Source organism: Streptomyces sp. NPDC042002 (genome assembly GCF_055588305.1).
The window spans coordinates 307,768-325,469 of sequence record NZ_JBVJCT010000004.1; the positions used below are offsets into that span (position 1 = coordinate 307,768).

The following is a 17,702-nucleotide window of genomic DNA, read 5'->3' on the forward strand; positions in this document are numbered from 1 at the left end:
GTGTTCCGGTGCAGGACCCGTGGCCGGAGCCGCCCTGGTGACCTGGGCCCGGCGCTGCTCCGGGCCCGGGGTGACCTGCCGGCCGCCGGGACCGGATCCTCAGTCGTCGCCGGTGGGTTCCGCGAACTCGTCCAGCAGCGCAGCCGCCCCCGTCACATCGTCCGTGAGGGGGCGGTCCCGCATGTCCGGGTCCAGGACCGCCGCCGCGCGGACGTAGGCGCGGCCCGCCGGCGTGTCCGGTGCGGGCGGAGTGCCGCGCAGCCGCAACGCCCTTACGGCGGCGACGAGTTCGCAGGCCAGGACCAGGCGGTAGGCCCCTGCCAGCCGCAGCGACTTGCGGGCCGCCTGGGTCGCGAAGGTCGCCGCCTCCTCCATGCCCTGGGACAGCACCACATGTCCGAGCGCGGCCGGAGTGGCGCACGCCTGTATCTCGGCGAGGGCGGAGGCGGCGCTGTACTCCAGGATCATCATTCCCGACCCGGCCGAGGAGGCGTCTGCCAAGTAGGAGCGCTGCCCGGTCAGTTCGGGGCGGCCGAGGGCGGACAGCCGGGCCGCCGACAGCCGGGCCGTGCCGAGCACGGCGAGGCCCAGTTGGTCGAGCGCGAGGACGAGCGGCGCGGTGAAGAAGCCGCCGTGATGCCGTGCGACGGGAGCGCCCGTGGTCTCGTCCCAGCCGATGAGGGGGTTCTCGGTGGCGGAGTTGAGATCGATCGTCAGCACCCGCTCCAGGCCCGACCACGCCTCCATCGCGGGGCCGTGAACCTGCGGGAAGCAGCGGAAGCCGAAGGGATCCTGCACGCGTGCGGGCGCTCCGCCCGGCAGCCCCGGTACGGCCGTGCCGCTCCCGGCAGCCACGCCGAGCAGTTCCAGGACGCGGGCCGCCACCCGTGCGATCGCCGGGTGCGGATGGGCTTCGTGGACCTCGGGCGCGTACGGCTCCAGGGAGCCGTTCACCGCGTGCAGGGAGAGCGCGGCCACCTGATGTGCGGCGCGGAGCGGGATGCCGAGGTCGTGGCAGGCGAGCGAGGACTGTCCGAGGGTGAGGGCGTTGCTGCTCAACAGGGCCAGCGCGTCCCCGCGTTGAATGGACAGAATCGCGGGGAACGGACCCTCGGGGAACGGACCCTCGGGGAACGGACCCTCGGGGAACGGGCGCCCGGAGAAGGGACGCACAGGAAAGGGATTCTCGGAGCCCGCCCGGTCCCGTAGCCAGGTGCCGTGGCCGAAGAGGGCGAGCCCCAACTGGGCCAGTGCCGTCAGATCACCGGTGCCGACGGACCCGTACTCGGGGACCAGGGGATGCACTCCCGCCCGGAGCGCGTCCATGACGGCCACGGCGATCTCGGGACCCAACCCCGAGCCCCCGGCGAGAAGTTGGTTGACCCGCACCACCATCATCGCGCGGACCTGGCGCGCGGGCAGCGGCTCGCCGACACCGCCCGCGTGACTCAGCAGCAGCCGCAGGTCGTGGCCCGCGCCGTCGTGTTCCTCGACGGTGAGGCCTCGGTGCGCTCCCACGCCGGTGCTGCGCCCGTAGACCCGGGCGCCCTCCGCCGCCAGGCGGTGTGCCGCGCGCCGGGTGCGCTCCATCGCCTCAAGTGCCGCCGGACGCAAGGAGGGTGGCGACGCTCCGTCGGCGATCCTGGTCACCGTGGCGGCATCGAGACCCCGGCCGTGGAGGGCCGCACCGGGTGGTGCGGTGCCGCCGGCCGGGCCGCCGGTGGCCGCGTCGGCCGGGCGCTTGAGCATGACGGACGTTCACTCCTTGGCCGTACGCCGTCGGAAGGCCGGGCCGGGGGGAAGGCCCCCCGGCCCGCAGGCACCCGTCAGCCGGCTGCCGGCGCCGACGTCAGCTGAGACCCGCCGACGCCAGCCAGTTCTTCGCCACGTCCAGCGGGTCCTTGCTGCCGACCTGCACGTCGCTGTTGAGCTTCACCAGGGTTTCCGTGTCGAGCTTCGCGGAAACGTCGTTGAGAACGGAAACTCCGGCCGCCGGCAGATCGCTCTTGTATGTCAGCGGAGTTACGTTCTCGAATCCGAAAAGATTCTTGGGGTCCTGCAGCACGACAAACTTGTTCTTGCTGATTCCGGGGTCCGTCGTGAAGAGATCCCCGGCCTGGATGTTGTTGCCCTTCAGGGCCGCCACGGTGAGCGGACCGCCCGCGTCCAGTGCCTTGAAGCTCTTGAAATCGAGGCCGTATACGGACTTCAGTCCCTTGAGGCCCTGCTGTCGGGTCTGGAACTCCGGGGACCCCCCGATGACCAGGTCCTTCGCCACGCTGGTCAGGTCGGTGATGGCCGACTTGCCCGTGAGGTTGTACTTCTTGGCCGTGGCCTCGTTGACGGCGATCGCGTCCTTGTCCTGGGCCGCGGACGGAATCAACAGGGAGAGCTTCGGGTCGAGTTTGGCCGATATGGCCTGGTTGGTCTCGTCGAGGGACGTCGGAGCGGCCTTGGCGTCCAGGTAGGCGAGCAGCGCGCCGTTGTACTCCGGAAGGACCGTGATCGTACCGTTCTTGATCAGGCCGTACGAGGTCTCGCGACTGCCGATGTTCAGCTTGTAACTGACCTTGATGCCCTTGGACTTGAGGGCCTCGCCGTAGATGTCGGCGAGCAGGATGCTCTCGGCGAAGTTGTTGGAACCGACAACGACCGTCCCGCCCTTGGCGGCGTCGCCGTTCAACGGGTCCTTGCCGCCTGAGTCGTTGGAGGAACCGCAGCCCGTCAGCGCGGCCGTGGCCACAACCAGCAGGGAAACGGCGTAGGTTGCGGAGGTTCGAGTGCTTCTGACGATGGTCACGTTGGTCATCCAGACTTGGCGATCGGTGGGGCGGTGGTGGCCGGAGGGCATGGGTGGTGACGGTCCTGACGATCCAATCGAGCCGCCTCAACTACCGTCAAGACACGAATAGATCACTGAAGGGGACCGTACAGCTTCAGCCCGTAGGCGCAACGTGACCGAAACCAGAGCGAACCAGGCGTCCCCGCGTGCCACTTTTCGGTTGATCATGGCCGTACTCTTACGGCAGCCGCTAGTGTTGGCCGCGTCGAGGGCCCCCTTCCACTTGTCGGCCCGATCGCGCTGTTCGTGACCATTGATCCACGCAGGCCTGCCTATGGGCTTCCAACGGGGAATGAAGTCAAGGAGGTTGGGTGCCCGCGCACAGAAAAGCCGCCTCGGAGCAGCCGTCCACGGCTCTTCGGACCGGCCGGACACCATCCCTGCTGGACCGTTGGCCTTTCCGCCGGAAACTCAATGTTCTGGTGATCGTGCCGCTCGCCGTCATTTCCGCGATGCTCGCCTATGTCGTCTCCGGTGAAATGGACCGGGCCCGGTCCGCCGCCGATACCGCCCAACTCGTGCGGGACAGCGCGCAGGTGACCAAGCTCATCGACGCCGTGCAGACCGAGCACCGGCAGGCACTCCTGGTCTCCCTGCGCTACGAGGCGGCACGCCCGGGGGAGAGCCCGCCCGACACCGCCGCCTATCTCGCCGCGCAGGACAAGGTCGGCACCCGCATCGAAGCCGTCCGGGCCGCCTACAGCGACCGGCTGCCCGAGGGCGAGGCGGGGGCGCTGAAGGAACTGGAAGGCCTGGACAGCCTCCGCACGACCGTCGAGCAGGGGCCGATCCCCGCCGACAACATCGACCCGGCGTACGGATCGGTGATCGAAGGCCTCATCGACGGCCTCGGTCTCGGCCAGTCGGGCAGCGAGTCCTCCGCGTCCGCGGGCAATCTGCTCGACGCGCTGCTGCGTGCCGACACCGCCCACGCCTCCTTCGAGACCAGCGTCTTCGCCGCCCGCACCCGCGACGCCAACGCGCTCATCGAGTTCACCGGCGCCGTCGGCGACTACGACCAGTACACCTACCAGGCCGAGCGGTTCACCCGGTTCGCCGGCCCGGAACAGGGCACCGACCTCGCCGAGATCGAGCACAGCCCGTACCAGAGCGTCATCACCCAGCACTGGGCCGCGCTCCAGGTCGACACCGGAGCGCTGGTCGCCGAGAACGCGACGCAGCTGCGCACCGCGCTCGACGAGGCGCTGCTCGCCGGTCCCACCTACGAGCGGCAGGCCGACAACCGGCTGAAGATCGTCCAGTCGCTGATCGGCGGGATCGCCGCGGACGCCCAGTCCGCGTCGAACACCGCCTGGTGGCGGGTCGCCTGGCTGATCGTCGGCAGCCTCCTCGCCTTCGCCGCCTGGCTGCTCTTCTCCGTACTGACCCGCCGCTCCGTGGTGCGGACCGTGCGCAGCCTCACGGCGGCGGCCCAGCACGTGGCAGGCGCCGCCGAGAGCGAGCTCGCCCGCGTCGCCGACGACGACTCCGACGACGCGAGCCCGCCGCGACTGGAAGCCGTCCCCGTGCCGGTGCGCGACGAGATCGGTGAACTGGCCGAAGCCTTCAACCAGGTTCAGCTCACCGCGAGCGCGCTGCTGGAACGCCAGGTCGTCAGCCGGCGCAACATCGCCGAGATGTTCGGCAACGTCGGCCGCCGGGTCAGCAACCTGACCGCCCGTCAACTCGCCCTGATCGACTCCGTGGAGCGCGGCGAGACCGACCCCGAGGTGCTGGACCGGCTCTACCGCATCGACCACATCGCCGTCCGTCTCCAGCGCAACGCCGACAGCCTCATGCTGCTCGCCGGCATCAGTGAGACCGGCCTCAACACCGAACCGATGCGGCTCAGCAACATCGTCCGGGCCGCGCTCGGCCAGATCGAGGGCTACCAGCGCGTCACCCCGCACGCCGAGGGCGATGTCACCGTCGTCCCCGACATCGTCGGCGACCTGACGCTGATGCTCGCCGAACTCCTGGAGAACGCCGTGATGTTCTCCCCGGCGACCAGCGGTGTCGAAGTGGTCCTGCGGCCACGGCACGGAGGGGGCGGCGCCCTCGTCGAGATCATCGACCACGGACTCGGCATGAGCCCCGAGCGGCTGGAACAGGAGAACGCCCGGCTGATCCGGCGCGAACGCCTCGACCTGGCGCCGACGGAGGTCCTCGGTCTGTTCGTGGTCGGCGGCCTGTCCCGGCGCTGGGGCATCGAGGTCGTCCTGTCCCGTACCCCGGGCGGCGGCGTCACCGCCACCGTCGCGGTACCCACGGCGCACCTCGTGCTCGGCGACCCGGGCCCCTCCGCGGCGCGCGCCCCGCGTATGCAGCCGCCCGCGCGCCGTTCCGGCCCGAGCGAGCCGCGCCCGGCGCGGGTCGAGGCGCCGCCCGGACCCGTGGGCCTGCCCCGCAGGGTGCCCGCGTGGTCCCAGACCGACGATTCCCCCGGCCATGCCCGCCGCTCGGAACCGGCGACGGAGACCGGCGCCGAGCGCGCGACGACGCACGGTGGCACCCGGCCCGGCGCCGACCAGGGACCCACGGGCCCGGCGCGGTCCGGCGACGCCGGGCCGCTGCGCCGCCGGGTGCGCGGGGCGACCCTGTCGGCCGGCACGGCGTCGAGCCGGCTGCCCAGGCCCAAGGAGCCGCCCACCCACCGTAGGCCGCCCTCCTGGCAGCCCACGGACGCGGAGGCGGCGCGCTCCGAGCTCGACGAGTTCGAGGCAGCCGTCCTGCGGGCCGAGCGCGAGAGCGCGAACGAGGACCACGCGACCGGGGTGACCCGGCCGGGCGGCAGGCCCGACGGCCCGGCCGCACCCAACACCCTGAACAGAAGACCCTCTTCCCCGGAAGGCATGAGCACGTGACCATGTGGACAGGCGAGCCGGAGTCCCGGACAGCGGAACCCACGACGGACGTCAGGACCGCCGCCGCCGACTTCAACTGGCTGCTCAATCGATTCGCCACCGAGACAGCCGGGGTCGTCGACGTCATCGGTGTCTCCTCCGACGGGCTGCTCATCGCGGTCTCCCAACTGCGCGGCCAGGCCGACTCCGAGCGGCTCGCGGCGATCGTCTCCGGCATCACCAGCCTCGCCATGGGCGCCTCCGGCAACTACGGCCTCGGCAGCCTCAACAAGGTCATCATCGACCTGGAGGAGGGGCACGTCCTGGTGTCCGCCCTCGGTGCGGGAGCGGTGCTCGGGGTGGTCGCCTCGAAGGAGGCGAAGCTCGGCAACATCGCGTACGAGATGACCCTCTTCGCCAACCGGGCCGGCGCCGTGCTGAGCCCGCAGCTGGTGATGGAGCTGAAGAACACCGTGGGTATCGCACCGACCGGTTGACGTCCGACGGCGCGTCACATGACCGGTGACGCCCGGCGAGGTGAAGGGGGAGGACGTGATGACGTCCGGCGAGCCATCGGCCGGCCGGGACGCCGAATGGGGAGGGGAACGCCCCGCCTCGGTCGTCCGGCCGTTCCTGCTGACCGCGGGGCGGATCGCGGGCGGAGACAGTCTCGTACCGCCGATCCCGATCGAGACGCAGGTGGTGGCCACCGACGTGGGACTGGCGGCGCTGGACGCCTTCGTCTTCGACCAGCACCGCGACATCATCATGGTCTGCCGTGAGCCGCAGTCGCTCGCGGAGATCGCGGCGAAACTCCGGATGCACTTGAATGTGATCCGGGTACTCGCCGACGATCTGCGCGCCGACGGTCAACTGGCCCTGTACGCACCGCAGGTGCACTCCAACCGCGATGTCACTGTTCTGCGAAGGGTTATCGATGGTCTCCGAGCTATCCCCGACTCCCGGGGCGCGATCCGTGAGGGCTGACGACGAGCGGCCCAGGCCGCCGCTGCCGGTGAAGATGGTGATCGCGGGCGGCTTCGGCGTGGGCAAGACCACGACGGTGGGGGCCATTTCGGAGATCGAGCCGCTGACCACCGAGGCGTCCATCACCTCGGTCGCCGCCGGCGTCGACGACCTCACCCACACCCCGGAGAAGGTGACGACGACCGTCGCCATGGACTTCGGCTGCGTCACCCTCGACCCGACCCTGAAGCTCTACCTGTTCGGCACCCCCGGCCAGGAGCGGTTCGGGTTCATGTGGGACGACCTCGTCGAGGGCGCGCTCGGCGGGCTTGTCATCGTCGACACCCGACGGCTCGACGACTGCTACGCGGCCGTCGACTACTTCGAGCACCGCGAGATCCCCTTCGCGGTGGCCGTCAACGCCTTCGACGGCAAGCTCGAACACGACCTGGACGACGTACGGTGGGCCCTCGACGTCGCCGACCACGTCCCGCTCACCGTGTTCGACGCCCGCGACCGCGGATCCGTCCGCGACGCCCTGCTCGTCGTCCTCGAACACGCCCTCGCCAGGGCCGAACGCCGGCGATGAGCCGCCCGCCACCCGGCGGGGCTGAGCCTCGCCGACTCTGCCCTGTGGAGCCTGTTCCGGAGACGGAGACGGGATCGGGCGGGGACGTGGACGGGGACGGCCCGGAGGCCGTCCCCGTTGTGGTGGTACCGCTGCTTGGCGGTACCGCTACGCGGCCCGGCGTCTGCGTACGCCGGGGGAGACCGTCACCTTGCCGACGCCCCAGAACAGCACGAGGACGAGCAGCGCGAGGAGCGCCGTGAGGGCCGCTCCGCCGACGACCTTCTCGTAGTTGTGCTGGTACAGGCCGTCCAGGATGTAGCGGCCGACCCCGCCGAGGGACACATAGGCCGCGATCGTGGCCGTCGAGACGATCTGGATCGTCGCCGAGCGCAGCCCGCTGAGAATCAGCGGCAGCGCCGCCGGGACCTCGACCTGGAACAGGATCCGCGTCTCCGGCATGCCCATGCCGCGGGCGGCGTCGACGGGGGAGGGGTCCACGGTGCGGATCGCCTCGTAGGTGGTGATGAGGACCGGCGGGATCGCCAGCACCACGAGCGGGATCATCACGGGCACGATGCCGAGACCCAGCCAGACGAACATCAGGACCAGCAGCCCGAAGGTCGGCAGCGCGCGGGCGCCGGTGGCCAGAAAGGCCAGCGCGTTGCCGCCGCGCCCGGTGTGTCCGGTGAGCAGGCCGATCGGCAGACCGATGGCCGCGGCGATCGCGAGGGCCGCGGCCGTGTACTGGACGTGCTCCCACACGCGCTGCGGGATGCCGTCGTAGCCGTGCCAGTGGGAGCCGTCGCTGAAGAAGGACTGCATGAAGTTGAGTACGTTCACGAGGCGCCCTCCGGGATACGGGCGGCGGTGGCCCCGGAGCGTCCGGCCGCGCCCCCGGACGGCGGCTGCCAGGGGGTGAGGACCCGGCGCAGCAGGACCAGCAGGGCGTCGATCACGATCGCGAGGGCGGCGGTGGTGACCACCGCGGTCACGGCGAGCCGGGGACGGCCGTACAACTGCGCGATGGTCAGCAGGTTTCCGAACGCCCCTTGGTTGCCGATCAGCGCGCCGACGCTCACCAGGCTGATGCTGGAGGCGACGGCCACCCGCAGCCCGGCCATGATCGCCGGTACGGCGATGGGCAGTTGGACCTGGAGGTAGCGGCGCGCGAGACCGATGCCCATGGCCGAGGCGGCGGCGTTCGTCTCCTCGGGCACCGAGTTGATGCCGTCGACGACCGCCGGTACGAGCACGACGAGGCTGTACAGGGACAGCGGGATCATCACGGTCAGCTGGGACAGCCCGGTGTAGTCGATGAGCACCACGAAGAAGGCGATCGACGGGATCGCGTAGAGAACCGTCGAGGTCCACAGCACCGGCCCGTAGAGCCAGTCGAACCGGACGCACAACAGGCCGATGGGCAGCGCCAGCAGGAGTCCCGCCAGGACCGGGACCAGCGCCTCCTGCAGATGGATGGCGATCAGGCCGCCATAGCCGTGCTGGAGGGAGCTCGGTATGTCGAAGAACCCGTTCATCGCCCGGCCTTCGCCGACGAGGTCTCCTGCGAGGCATCTCCGGACTTGACCGGCGACGCGTCCTGAGGGACGTCCGCCGCCCGTCGCTGCCGGGCCACCCGGATCGCCGCGGCGACCGTCTCCTGTCCGGCGACCCCGAGCACCTTTCCGGAGGCGTCGACGGCGACCGCCCGGCCGGTCGGCGAGAGGACGGCCCGGTCCAGGGCGACCCGCAGCGAGTCACGGCCCGCCTCGAAGCTCGGTCCGTACGGTTCGAGGTCCTTGATGTCTCCGTCCCAGGCGCCGGGGTCGGCCCAGCCGAGCGGTTTGCCGTCGGCGTCGGTCACCAGCACGGGTGTTCCCTCCGGGTCGCGTCCGGCGATCTCCCGCCAGTCGGATCCGACGGGGAAGACCCGGGAGCGGTCGAGTTCGAGATCGCGGGTGGAGAGGAACGACAGACCGCGGATACCCCGGTCGGCGCCGAGGAACTGCTCGACGAACGGATCGGCCGGCGCCGAGAGGATCTCGTCGGGGGTGGCGAACTGGGCGAGTCTGCCGCCCGTGCGCAGTACGGCGATACGGTCGCCGATGGTGATCGCCTCGTCCATGTCGTGGGTGACGAAGACGATGGCCTTGCCCAGTTCGCCCTGGATGCGCAGCAACTCCTCCTGCAGGCCACGGCGGACGACCGGGTCGACCGCCGAGAACGGCTCGTCCATGAGCAGGATGGGCGGGTCCGCCGCCAACGCTCGCGCTACGCCCACCCGTTGCTGCTGGCCGCCGGAGAGCTGGTACGGATAGCGGCGGGCCATGGCCGGGTCGAGGCCGACCCGTTCCATCAGTTCCGCCGCGCGGTCCCGGGCGCGCTGCTTGGACCAGCCGAGCAGCCGGGGCACCGTGGCGATGTTGTCGAGGATCGTCCGGTGCTGGAAGAGACCGGCGTTCTGGATGACGTAACCCATGGAGCGGCGCAGGGCGTTGACCGGCTTGCTCCGGATGTCCTCGCCGTTGACGCTGATCGTGCCGCCGCTCGGCTCGACCATGCGGTTGATCATGCGGAGCGTGGTGGTCTTGCCGCAGCCCGAAGGTCCGACGAGAACGGTGATGGAGTGGTCAGGTATCTGGAGGGACAGGCGATCGACGGCCACCGTGCCGTCGGCGTATCGCTTGCTGACATCTTCGATGGCTATCAAGCGTCGAAACCCTTCGGAACGGCTTTGCTCGCGCGTGGCGCGATCACGTGCACGAGGGTGCGTAGTCTAGCCAGTTGATGTTCGTTCCCGGTGATGACAGTTCGTGAAAGTCGGGCAGACGTCCGAATTCCCTCGGCGCGCCCGGGTGCGGCGGACGTCCGTCATCCCGTGGGCGTCTCTGTCGTAAGTGTCCTTTCGGCGCCCAGGCGTTCGCCGCGCCGGACCCGCAGATGGAGCGCGGCCCAGGTGCGGTACGGCCGCCAGTCCTCCGCGATCTCCGCCGGTTCGCGCTCCGGCCCGTACTGCTCGGTGATCTCCGCGGCGAGCCTGCGTTCCCGGGTCGGCAGGACGTCGGGGTGGTTCGCGCCGCGGACGACGACGAGTTCGGCGGCGAAGGCGCCCAGGCCCTTGACCTGTTGGACCTGGCGCATCGCGTCCCGTGGTTCCAGGGACCGCAGTCGGGCGCCGTCCAGCACTCCGTCGAGAGCGGCCCGCGCGACGGCGTGCAGGTATTCGGTCTTGCGCCAGGGCAGTTCGGCGTCCAGCCGGAGCAGGGCCGCGGGCGCCGGGAACGCGCCGCCGGCGCCGTAGCCGGAGACGAGGCCGTCGCGCATGCCACGGGCCGCCTTCATCCCGGTGCGCTGGGTCAGCACCGCCCAGCCGGCCGCCTCGTACGGAGAATGGAAGCCGCACGGGCGAAGTCCCGGCCTGCGCGCCTGGATCCGGCCGATCACCGGGTCGCGGTCGCCGACGGCGGGCCAGCCGCGGGCGTCGACGTCCAGGGACAGGAAGCGGCGCACCTGCTCGGCGGCGGCGTCCAGGTCGCCGTCCCCCGCGACCGCGACCCGCGCGGTGGACCCGCTCTGCGTCACCTCCGCCGCGACCTGGTGCCAGTCGGCGTCGGTGTGGAAGACCGTACGCAGCGCCGCGCCCTCACCCCCGGCCCCGGCCGGTGGCACGGGGGCCATCTCCTCCCAGAACTCCCTGCTGTTCTCCAGGGACCAGGGACCCGCCACCTCGAACTCGACCATGTGCCGCGCCATGTCCAACCTCCCGCTCGGGACACCTTCGCCGTGTCCGTGCGCACCACGGTGGAGGCAATACCTGACAATTTCCGTCAACTATTCCGACGGTTCTGTGTCCGGATGACCGACGTGGAAGGTGGAAAGGGGGAGCGGGACGACCGCGTGACGCGGGGCGTCGCGATCAGCTGCTGAGTGTCACCCCGCCGAGGCGGGACCCGCACGGGCCGATGATCAGCTCTCGGAACCAGCGGGGGCCGAGCCCGCGCCGACCAGTTCCCGCGTGCGCTCGTTCTCCGGGGTCCGCTCCGCGGGCGCCTGTCCGCCCTGCCGCCACAGCCACGCGATGTCCCGGCCGAACGACCACACGAGCAGCGCGAGGGCCGTCAGCACGGCCGTCAGCTGCGCGTCGTAGGGCAGGATCCCCGCGCCCGCGACCAGCAGGATGACTCCCTGGAGGGCCGCCACCGTCTTGCGCGCCATGCTCGGCGGCAGCTCGCCGTTCAGCCACGGCAGCACCCGGGCCGCCGCGACGAACGCGTACCGCATGGTGCCGATCAGCAGCACCCACGGACCGAGCGACATGCCGACGTACACGCTCAGCACGAGGATCAGGAACGCGTCCACCTCCATGTCGAAGCGCGCGCCCAGGGCGGAGGACGTGCCGGTCCGCCGGGCGACCTTGCCGTCGACGCCGTCCAGGATCAGGGCGACCGCCGTCAGACCGACCAGCAGACTCACCGGCGGCGAGCTCTGGAAGGAGTCCGCGACCAGCGCGGTGACGCCGCCCACCAGGATCGCGCGGCCGAGCGTGACCCGGTTGGCGGGTCCGAAGGAACGGGGCTGCGAGCGCCGCAGGGCGCGGGTGAGCACCGCCCAGGTGGCGATCGCGAAGGCCAGACCGGTCAGCCAGCCCGCGGGCCCCATCCCGATCGCCGTGCCCAGCAGGGCCAGTAGCAGGAGCTGCACGCCGGCTCCCACCGTGGTCTCCTGCTGGGGGAGCCTCGCGCCGTACATGTTGTTCAGGGCCACCGCAGATCCTCCGGCCGAATGACAGATTCGATCAACGCCGCGTACCGTGTGCGCGACTTGTCACTGCTCCGTACGTGAAGATCTGCTGAATCGTTCAGGGGGACGCTCATGGAACTCACAGCTCGCGCCTTCTGGCTCGCGTCGCCCGGCCACGGCGAGATCCGCGATGTCACCCTGTCCGCGCCCACGGAGGGCGAGGTACTGGTCCGTACGCTGTACTCAGGAGTCAGCAGAGGCACCGAGACCCTCGTGTTCCGCGGGGGAGTCCCGGAGAACCAGCACGCCTCGATGCGCGCGCCGTTCCAGGACGGGGATTTCCCCGCGCCCGTGAAATACGGCTATCTGAGCGTCGGCCGGGTGGAGGAAGGACCCGGGCATCTGCTCGGGCGCACGGTCTTCTGCCTCTACCCGCACCAGACGCGCTACGTCGTCCCGGTGAGCGCCGTGACGGTCGTACCCGAGTCCGTGCCCGCCTCCCGCGCCATCCTCGCCGGCACCGTCGAGACCGCCGTGAACGCCCTGTGGGACGCCGCCCCGCTGATCGGCGACCGGATCGCCGTGGTCGGCGGCGGCATGGTCGGCTGCTCGGTCGCCGCGCTGCTCGCCCGCTTCCCCGGAGTGCGGGTCCAGCTCGTCGACGCCGACCCGGCGCGCGCGGCCGTCGCAAGCGCGCTCGGCATCGACTTCGCGCTCCCCGAGGACGCGGAGGGCGAACTCGACCTCGTCGTGCACGCCAGCGCCACCGAGGCCGGACTCACCCGCTCCCTGGACCTGCTCGCCCGCGAGGGGACCGTCATCGAGCTGAGCTGGTACGGCGACCGCCGGGTCAGCCTGCCGCTCGGAGAGGCCTTCCACTCCCGTCGGCTGACCCTGCGCAGCAGCCAGGTGGGTTCCGTTTCCCCCTCGGGCCGGGCCGGTAGGACGTACGCCGACCGTCTCGCGCTCGCCCTCGAACTCCTCGCCGAACCGGCCTTCGACGCCCTGGTCACCGGCGAGTGCGCTTTCCGGGAACTACCGGACGTGATGGGGAAGCTGGCCTCCGGATCGATACCCGCCCTGTGCCACCGAGTCGCCTACGAAGACGTTTGAGCCGATGAGAACCGGCCTGACCTCTACGGACTCCTAAGAAAGGGCGACAGGCGGCTGAACAAGGTGAACCGGGCAGCCGTACTACACGACGTGATCCCGGCAGGGGATCAGACGCACCGCACCTGGAGGGTCGTCCGTTGTTCAGCATCACCGTCCGCGATCACCTGATGATCGCCCACAGCTTCCGTGGCGAGGTCTTCGGACCCGCGCAGCGCCTGCACGGGGCGACGTTCCTGGTGGACGCCACCTTCCGCCGCCCCGAGCTGGACGACGACAACATCGTCGTCGACATCGGACTGGCCACGCAGGAGCTCGGCGCCGTCGTGAGCGAGTTGAACTATCGCAACCTCGACAGCGAGCCGGACTTCAAGGACACCAACACCTCGACCGAGTTCCTGGCCAAGGTCATCGCCGACCGGCTCGCGAGCCGCGTCCACGCCGGAGCCCTCGGCGAGGGTGCCCGTGGCCTCACGGGTATCACCGTCACCCTGCACGAGTCGCACATCGCCTGGGCGAGTTACGAGCGTGCCCTGTGACCGACGTGACCCTGGACAAGGCGTCCCCATCGTCCGGCCGTGCCGCCACGGCCGCCGGACCGGGTGCCCTGAACTACGTGCCCGTACAGAACGCGGCCATCAAGAACGCCGAGATCATTCCCATGTCCCTGCGCTCCGTGCACTTCGTGATGCCGGGCGGCGTCGACGACCCGGCCGCGCCGAGCGGCGGCAACGCCTACGACCGCCGGCTCTGCCTGGATCTGCCCGGCTTCGGCTGGCAGGTCCACCGGCACGTCGTCCCCGGTGAGTGGCCCCGCCCCGGCGTCGCCGCCCGTACGGAACTCGCCCGGACGCTGGCCGACCTGCCCGACGGCACCGTCGTCCTCCTCGACGGGATCGTCGCCTGCGGAGTCCCCGAGATCGTCGCCCCCGAGGCCGACCGGCTGCGTCTCGTCGTCCTCGTCCACCTGCCGCTCGGCGACGAGACCGGACTCGAGCCCGCCGTGGCAGCCGAGCTGGACGCCCTGGAACGTACGACCCTGCGGGCCGTGTCGGCCGTCGTCGCCACCAGCGAATGGGCCGTCCGCCGGCTCGTCGCCCACCACGGCCTCGCCCCCGACCGGGTCCATGCCGCCGCGCCCGGCGCCGACATCGCGCCGCTCGCCTCCGGCACCGACGGCGTCTCCCGGCTGCTGTGCGTCGCCGCCGTGACCCCGCGCAAGGGCCAGCACCGGCTCGTCGAAGCCCTCGCCACCGTCACCGACCTGCCGTGGAGCTGCGTCTGCGTCGGCGGCCTCGGCCAGGACCCGGCCTACGTCGACCACCTGCGCTCCCTGATCGCGAAGCACGGTCTCGGCGACCGGCTGCACCTCGCCGGACCGCAGGCCGGCGCCGAACTCGACGCGAGCTACGCCGCCGCCGACCTCATGGTCCTCACCTCGTACGCGGAGACCTACGGCATGGCCGTCACCGAGGCCCTGGCCCGCGGCATCCCCGTGCTCGCCACGGACGTCGGCGGTCTGCCCGAGGCGGTCGGACGCGCCCCCGACGGCGGAGTGCCCGGCATCCTCGTCCCCCCGGAGGACCCGGCGGCGCTCGCCGCCGAACTGCGCGGCTGGTTCGGCGAGGCCGACGTGCGCCGCCGTCTGAAGGCCGCCGCCCGCGGACGGCGCGCCGCGCTCGACGGCTGGGCGACCACGGCCCGCAGCCTGGCCGGCGTGCTCGGCCGACTGCCCCAGGAACCCCGGAGGGCGGCGTGAGTACCGCGACGACTCCCGCGAGCGGGCCGGACTCCGGCATCCCCGAGGAGAAGGTGAGGTCCGGCGTGCCCGGTCAGCGAGTCGGGGATCCGGACGCCGACGAGGTGCGCTACGCGCCCCAGTGGCTCCAGCTGCGCGAACCCGCCGACGCCGCCGCGCGGGCGGCCGACCTGCTCGACCCGCTGCGCATCCGGCTGGCCAACCGCCCGGTGCGCGGCGGCGACCTGGTCATCCACGACCTCGGGTGCGGCACCGGCTCCATGGGCCGCTGGCTGGCGCCCCGGCTCGACGGCGCCCAGCACTGGATCCTGCACGACCGGGACCCGTACCTGCTGCACTTCGCCACCGTCGGGGCGCCCAAGGCGGCGGCCGACGGCAGCCACGTCGCCGTCACCACCCAGCGCGGTGACATCGGCAGGCTGACCGCGGACGCCCTGGCCGGCGCCGCCCTGGTCACCGCGTCGGCACTGCTCGACGTGCTCACCACCGAGGAGATCGACCGGCTCGCGGCGGCCTGCGCCGGCGCCGGTGTCCCGGCCCTGCTGACGCTGTCCGTCGCCGGCCGGGTCGAACTCACCCCGGCCGACCCGCTGGACGCCGAGATCGCCGAGGCGTTCAACACCCACCAGCGGCGCGGTGAACTGCTCGGCCCGGACGCCATCACGGCCGCCTGCGAGGCGTTCGCCCGCTACGGCGCCACCGTACGGGTGCACCCGAGCCCCTGGCGCCTCGGCCCCGACGAGGCCGCCCTCACCGCGGAGTGGCTGCGCGGCTGGGTCGGCGCGGCGGTGGAACAGCGCCCCGAACTGGCGGCCCGGGCCGAGTCGTACCTCGAGTCCCGCCTGACGGCGTGCGCCGCGGGCGAGTTGCGCGTGGTCGTCCACCACAGCGACGTGCTGGCCCTGCCCCACCCGTCCGGGGGTGCGGTGTGAGCGCGGGCCTGGAGACGGTGGTCGCGGACCCCGAGCAGACGGCCGCGACCCCGCACCTCGACGGCCCGCCCCTGAACAGCCCCGCGGAGTCCGGTGCGCCTGCCTCGCGGGCACCGGACCCCGCGGGCGTCGTCCCGGAGTCCCCGGCCGGGAAGTCCGGGAGCCCCGCCGCAGGCCAGACCTCCGTGGGCTCCCGGGCCCGGCTCGCGTTCCGTCGTGTCCGCAAGCACCTCGGCACCGTCGCCGGCGTCCTCATCCTCGGAGTGCTGTTCTGGCGGCTGGGTACCGGGGTGTTCGTGGACGGGCTGCGGCGGATCGACGGGACCACACTCGCGGCGGCGATCGGGATCGGGCTGCTCACCACGGTGTTCAGCGCCTGGCGCTGGTGCCTGGTCGCACGCGAGCTGCGCATCAGGCTCCCGCTGGGCGCGGCCGTCGCCGACTACTACCGCGCGCTGTTCCTGAACGCCGCGCTGCCCGGCGGAGTCCTCGGTGATGTGCACCGGGCCGTGCGGCACGGGCAGAGCACCGGTGACATCGGCCGGGGCGTACGCGCGGTGGTGCTCGAACGCACCGCGGGACAAGCCGTGTTGGTGGCCGTCGGCGCGGCGGTGCTGCTCACCCAGCCGTCACCCGCCCTCACGCAGTCCCGCGAGGTCGCGCTGATCCTCGCGATCGTCTCGGTGTGCGGCGCGGTGGCCGTCGCCGTCGTCCGCAGGCGCCGGGCCCCCTCCGGCTCCGGCCGCTACCGCGCGGTCCGCGGCGCGCTCGTCGAGGCGCGGGGCGCTCTGCTGGCCCGGCGCAGCTGGCCCGGCGTGACGCTCGCGTCGGTGATGGTGCTCGCCGGTCACCTGGCGATGTTCGTCCTCGCCGCGCGGGCCGCCGGATCCACCGCGTCCGTCGTCCGGCTGATGCCGCTCGCGCTGCTCGCCCTGCTCGCGATGGGGCTGCCGCTGAACGTCGGCGGCTGGGGTCCCCGCGAGGGCGCCACCGCCTGGGCGTTCGGCGCCGCCGGGCTCGGCGCCGGCATGGGTCTCACCGTCGCGGTGATCTACGGAGTGCTCAGCTTCGCGGCGAGCCTGCCCGGGGCCGTGGTCCTGGTCGTCCGGTGGGGTGCCGCTCTCCGGCGCCCCCGCGAGGAGAGCGCGGGAGGGCCCGATCAGTGCAGCGTCTCGGACGTCACCAAGGAGAAATACGCTCCGAAGGCCTCGGCCAGCCCGGCGAGGAGTTCCTTCCCCTTCTCGGCGCCGGCCATCGAGGGACGGCCGATGACCCCGGACTCGGTATAGGCCGACATGCCGAGGGTGAGCAGATGCCGACGGTCGTCGGCGACGAAATCGGAGGTCTCATAACCGTCTTTGACGCATTCCGGATGGGCATGCAGGAGAATGGACGTCTCGATTTCTCCCGCGTGCATATCAGTGAGCAACGACGTCTGCACACCGGCCCGTTCACACGCGCCTTCCCAGTCCTCCATGGCCGGGAAAAGCGCCATACGCGTACCGGTGCCCGCGGATTCCTGGACCACGTTGCCGAGTACGTAATTCCCTCCGTGTCCGTTGACCACCACCAGGGTGTCGACGCCCGATCGCCGCAACGAGGCGGCGATGTCCCGGACCACGGCGTACAGGGTGACGGAGGAAATGCTGACGGTGCCCGGCCATGCGGCGTGCTCGTGCGAGCAGGAGATCGTCACCGGAGGAAGAAGATGCACCGGATAGGTGTCCGCGATCTCCCGCGCGATGGCGCACGCCACCAGGGTGTCGGTCGTCAAGGGCAGGTAGGCCCCGTGCTGTTCGAGGCTGCCGACGGGAAGGACGGCGACCTGGCGGGCGACACCGGCCCCCCGCTCGCGGACATCCTCCGTGGTGTCCAGTGACAGCACACCGGACACCGTCGCTCGCGTTCCCGAACTACTCATGTTTTCACGGCCCTTTCGACT

16 protein-coding genes and 1 pseudogene are annotated in these 17,702 nt (G+C 71.6%); 9 read left to right on the forward strand and 8 right to left on the reverse strand.

Annotated elements, in window-relative coordinates; all coding sequences use genetic code 11:
* Positions 1-99: 99 nt before the first annotated feature.
* A complete protein-coding gene (locus tag ACZ6KY_RS09040) occupies positions 100-1,749 on the reverse strand; it encodes an aromatic amino acid ammonia-lyase (protein ID WP_469309637.1) in 1,650 nt (549 codons plus the stop codon).
* 100 nt (positions 1,750-1,849) lie between these two features.
* Positions 1,850-2,809 carry an ABC transporter substrate-binding protein gene (locus ACZ6KY_RS09045; RefSeq protein WP_469309638.1) on the reverse strand — a complete coding sequence of 320 codons (960 nt, stop codon included), beginning with the start codon at positions 2,807-2,809 and terminating at the stop codon, positions 1,850-1,852.
* A 344-nt stretch (positions 2,810-3,153) separates the two neighbouring features.
* On the opposite strand from ACZ6KY_RS09045, the gene ACZ6KY_RS09050 reads away from it, so the two are divergent.
* The 4 genes from ACZ6KY_RS09050 to ACZ6KY_RS09065 are packed head-to-tail and all read left to right on the forward strand — an operon-like array spanning position 3,154 to position 7,240.
* Complete coding sequence (locus ACZ6KY_RS09050; RefSeq protein WP_469309639.1) at positions 3,154-5,706, forward strand: ATP-binding protein; 2,553 nt, start codon at positions 3,154-3,156, stop codon at positions 5,704-5,706.
* A 2-nt stretch (positions 5,707-5,708) separates the two neighbouring features.
* On the forward strand, positions 5,709-6,182 hold the full coding sequence (locus tag ACZ6KY_RS09055; RefSeq protein WP_469309818.1) for a roadblock/LC7 domain-containing protein: 474 nt from the start codon (positions 5,709-5,711) through the stop codon (positions 6,180-6,182).
* A gap of 58 nt (positions 6,183-6,240) precedes the next feature.
* Positions 6,241-6,672 carry a DUF742 domain-containing protein gene (locus tag ACZ6KY_RS09060; protein WP_469309640.1) on the forward strand — a complete coding sequence of 144 codons (432 nt, stop codon included), beginning with the start codon at positions 6,241-6,243 and terminating at the stop codon, positions 6,670-6,672.
* Positions 6,623-7,240, forward strand: coding sequence for a GTP-binding protein (locus tag ACZ6KY_RS09065; RefSeq protein ID WP_469309641.1), 618 nt, complete (start codon positions 6,623-6,625; stop codon positions 7,238-7,240). The genes ACZ6KY_RS09060 and ACZ6KY_RS09065 overlap by 50 nt, the downstream gene beginning before the upstream one ends.
* 147 nt (positions 7,241-7,387) lie before the next feature.
* Here ACZ6KY_RS09065 and ACZ6KY_RS09070 read toward each other — a convergent pair whose 3' ends face one another.
* The 5 genes from ACZ6KY_RS09070 to ACZ6KY_RS09090 form a co-directional block, all read right to left on the reverse strand.
* Positions 7,388-8,062 carry an ABC transporter permease gene (locus tag ACZ6KY_RS09070; protein ID WP_469309642.1) on the reverse strand — a complete coding sequence of 225 codons (675 nt, stop codon included), beginning with the start codon at positions 8,060-8,062 and terminating at the stop codon, positions 7,388-7,390.
* Entirely contained in the window at positions 8,059-8,757 is a 699-nt protein-coding gene (locus tag ACZ6KY_RS09075; RefSeq protein ID WP_469309643.1) for an ABC transporter permease, read from the reverse strand. The genes ACZ6KY_RS09070 and ACZ6KY_RS09075 overlap by 4 nt, the downstream gene beginning before the upstream one ends.
* Entirely contained in the window at positions 8,754-9,929 is a 1,176-nt protein-coding gene (locus ACZ6KY_RS09080) for an ABC transporter ATP-binding protein (RefSeq protein ID WP_469309644.1), read from the reverse strand. The genes ACZ6KY_RS09075 and ACZ6KY_RS09080 overlap by 4 nt, the downstream gene beginning before the upstream one ends.
* Before the next feature lie 161 nt (positions 9,930-10,090).
* The gene (locus ACZ6KY_RS09085; protein WP_469309645.1) at positions 10,091-10,972 is read right to left on the reverse strand and encodes a DNA-3-methyladenine glycosylase family protein; all 882 of its coding nucleotides are present in this window, start codon (positions 10,970-10,972) and stop codon (positions 10,091-10,093) included.
* A 213-nt stretch (positions 10,973-11,185) separates the two neighbouring features.
* Positions 11,186-11,983: a CDP-alcohol phosphatidyltransferase family protein gene (locus ACZ6KY_RS09090; protein ID WP_469309646.1), complete on the reverse strand. Its 798-nt coding sequence runs from the start codon at positions 11,981-11,983 to the stop codon at positions 11,186-11,188.
* Between the two features lie 108 nt (positions 11,984-12,091).
* On the opposite strand from ACZ6KY_RS09090, the gene ACZ6KY_RS09095 reads away from it, so the two are divergent.
* The 5 genes and pseudogenes from ACZ6KY_RS09095 to ACZ6KY_RS09115 all read left to right on the forward strand — a co-directional run.
* Positions 12,092-13,072 carry a zinc-dependent alcohol dehydrogenase gene (locus ACZ6KY_RS09095; protein WP_469309647.1) on the forward strand — a complete coding sequence of 327 codons (981 nt, stop codon included), beginning with the start codon at positions 12,092-12,094 and terminating at the stop codon, positions 13,070-13,072.
* Between the two features lie 137 nt (positions 13,073-13,209).
* Positions 13,210-13,608, forward strand: coding sequence for a 6-pyruvoyl trahydropterin synthase family protein (locus ACZ6KY_RS09100; RefSeq protein WP_469309648.1), 399 nt, complete (start codon positions 13,210-13,212; stop codon positions 13,606-13,608).
* On the forward strand, positions 13,605-14,828 hold the full coding sequence (locus ACZ6KY_RS09105; protein WP_469309649.1) for a glycosyltransferase family 4 protein: 1,224 nt from the start codon (positions 13,605-13,607) through the stop codon (positions 14,826-14,828). Before ACZ6KY_RS09100 ends, ACZ6KY_RS09105 begins: the two co-directional genes overlap by 4 nt.
* Complete coding sequence (locus tag ACZ6KY_RS09110; protein WP_469309650.1) at positions 14,825-15,760, forward strand: class I SAM-dependent methyltransferase; 936 nt, start codon at positions 14,825-14,827, stop codon at positions 15,758-15,760. The genes ACZ6KY_RS09105 and ACZ6KY_RS09110 overlap by 4 nt, the downstream gene beginning before the upstream one ends.
* A gap of 296 nt (positions 15,761-16,056) precedes the next feature.
* Positions 16,057-16,779, forward strand: a pseudogene (locus ACZ6KY_RS09115) (lysylphosphatidylglycerol synthase transmembrane domain-containing protein); the annotation flags it as partial.
* Between the two features lie 140 nt (positions 16,780-16,919).
* On the opposite strand, the gene ACZ6KY_RS09120 reads toward ACZ6KY_RS09115, so the two are convergent.
* Complete coding sequence (locus ACZ6KY_RS09120; RefSeq protein ID WP_469309819.1) at positions 16,920-17,681, reverse strand: creatininase family protein; 762 nt, start codon at positions 17,679-17,681, stop codon at positions 16,920-16,922.
* Positions 17,682-17,702 lie beyond the last annotated feature (21 nt).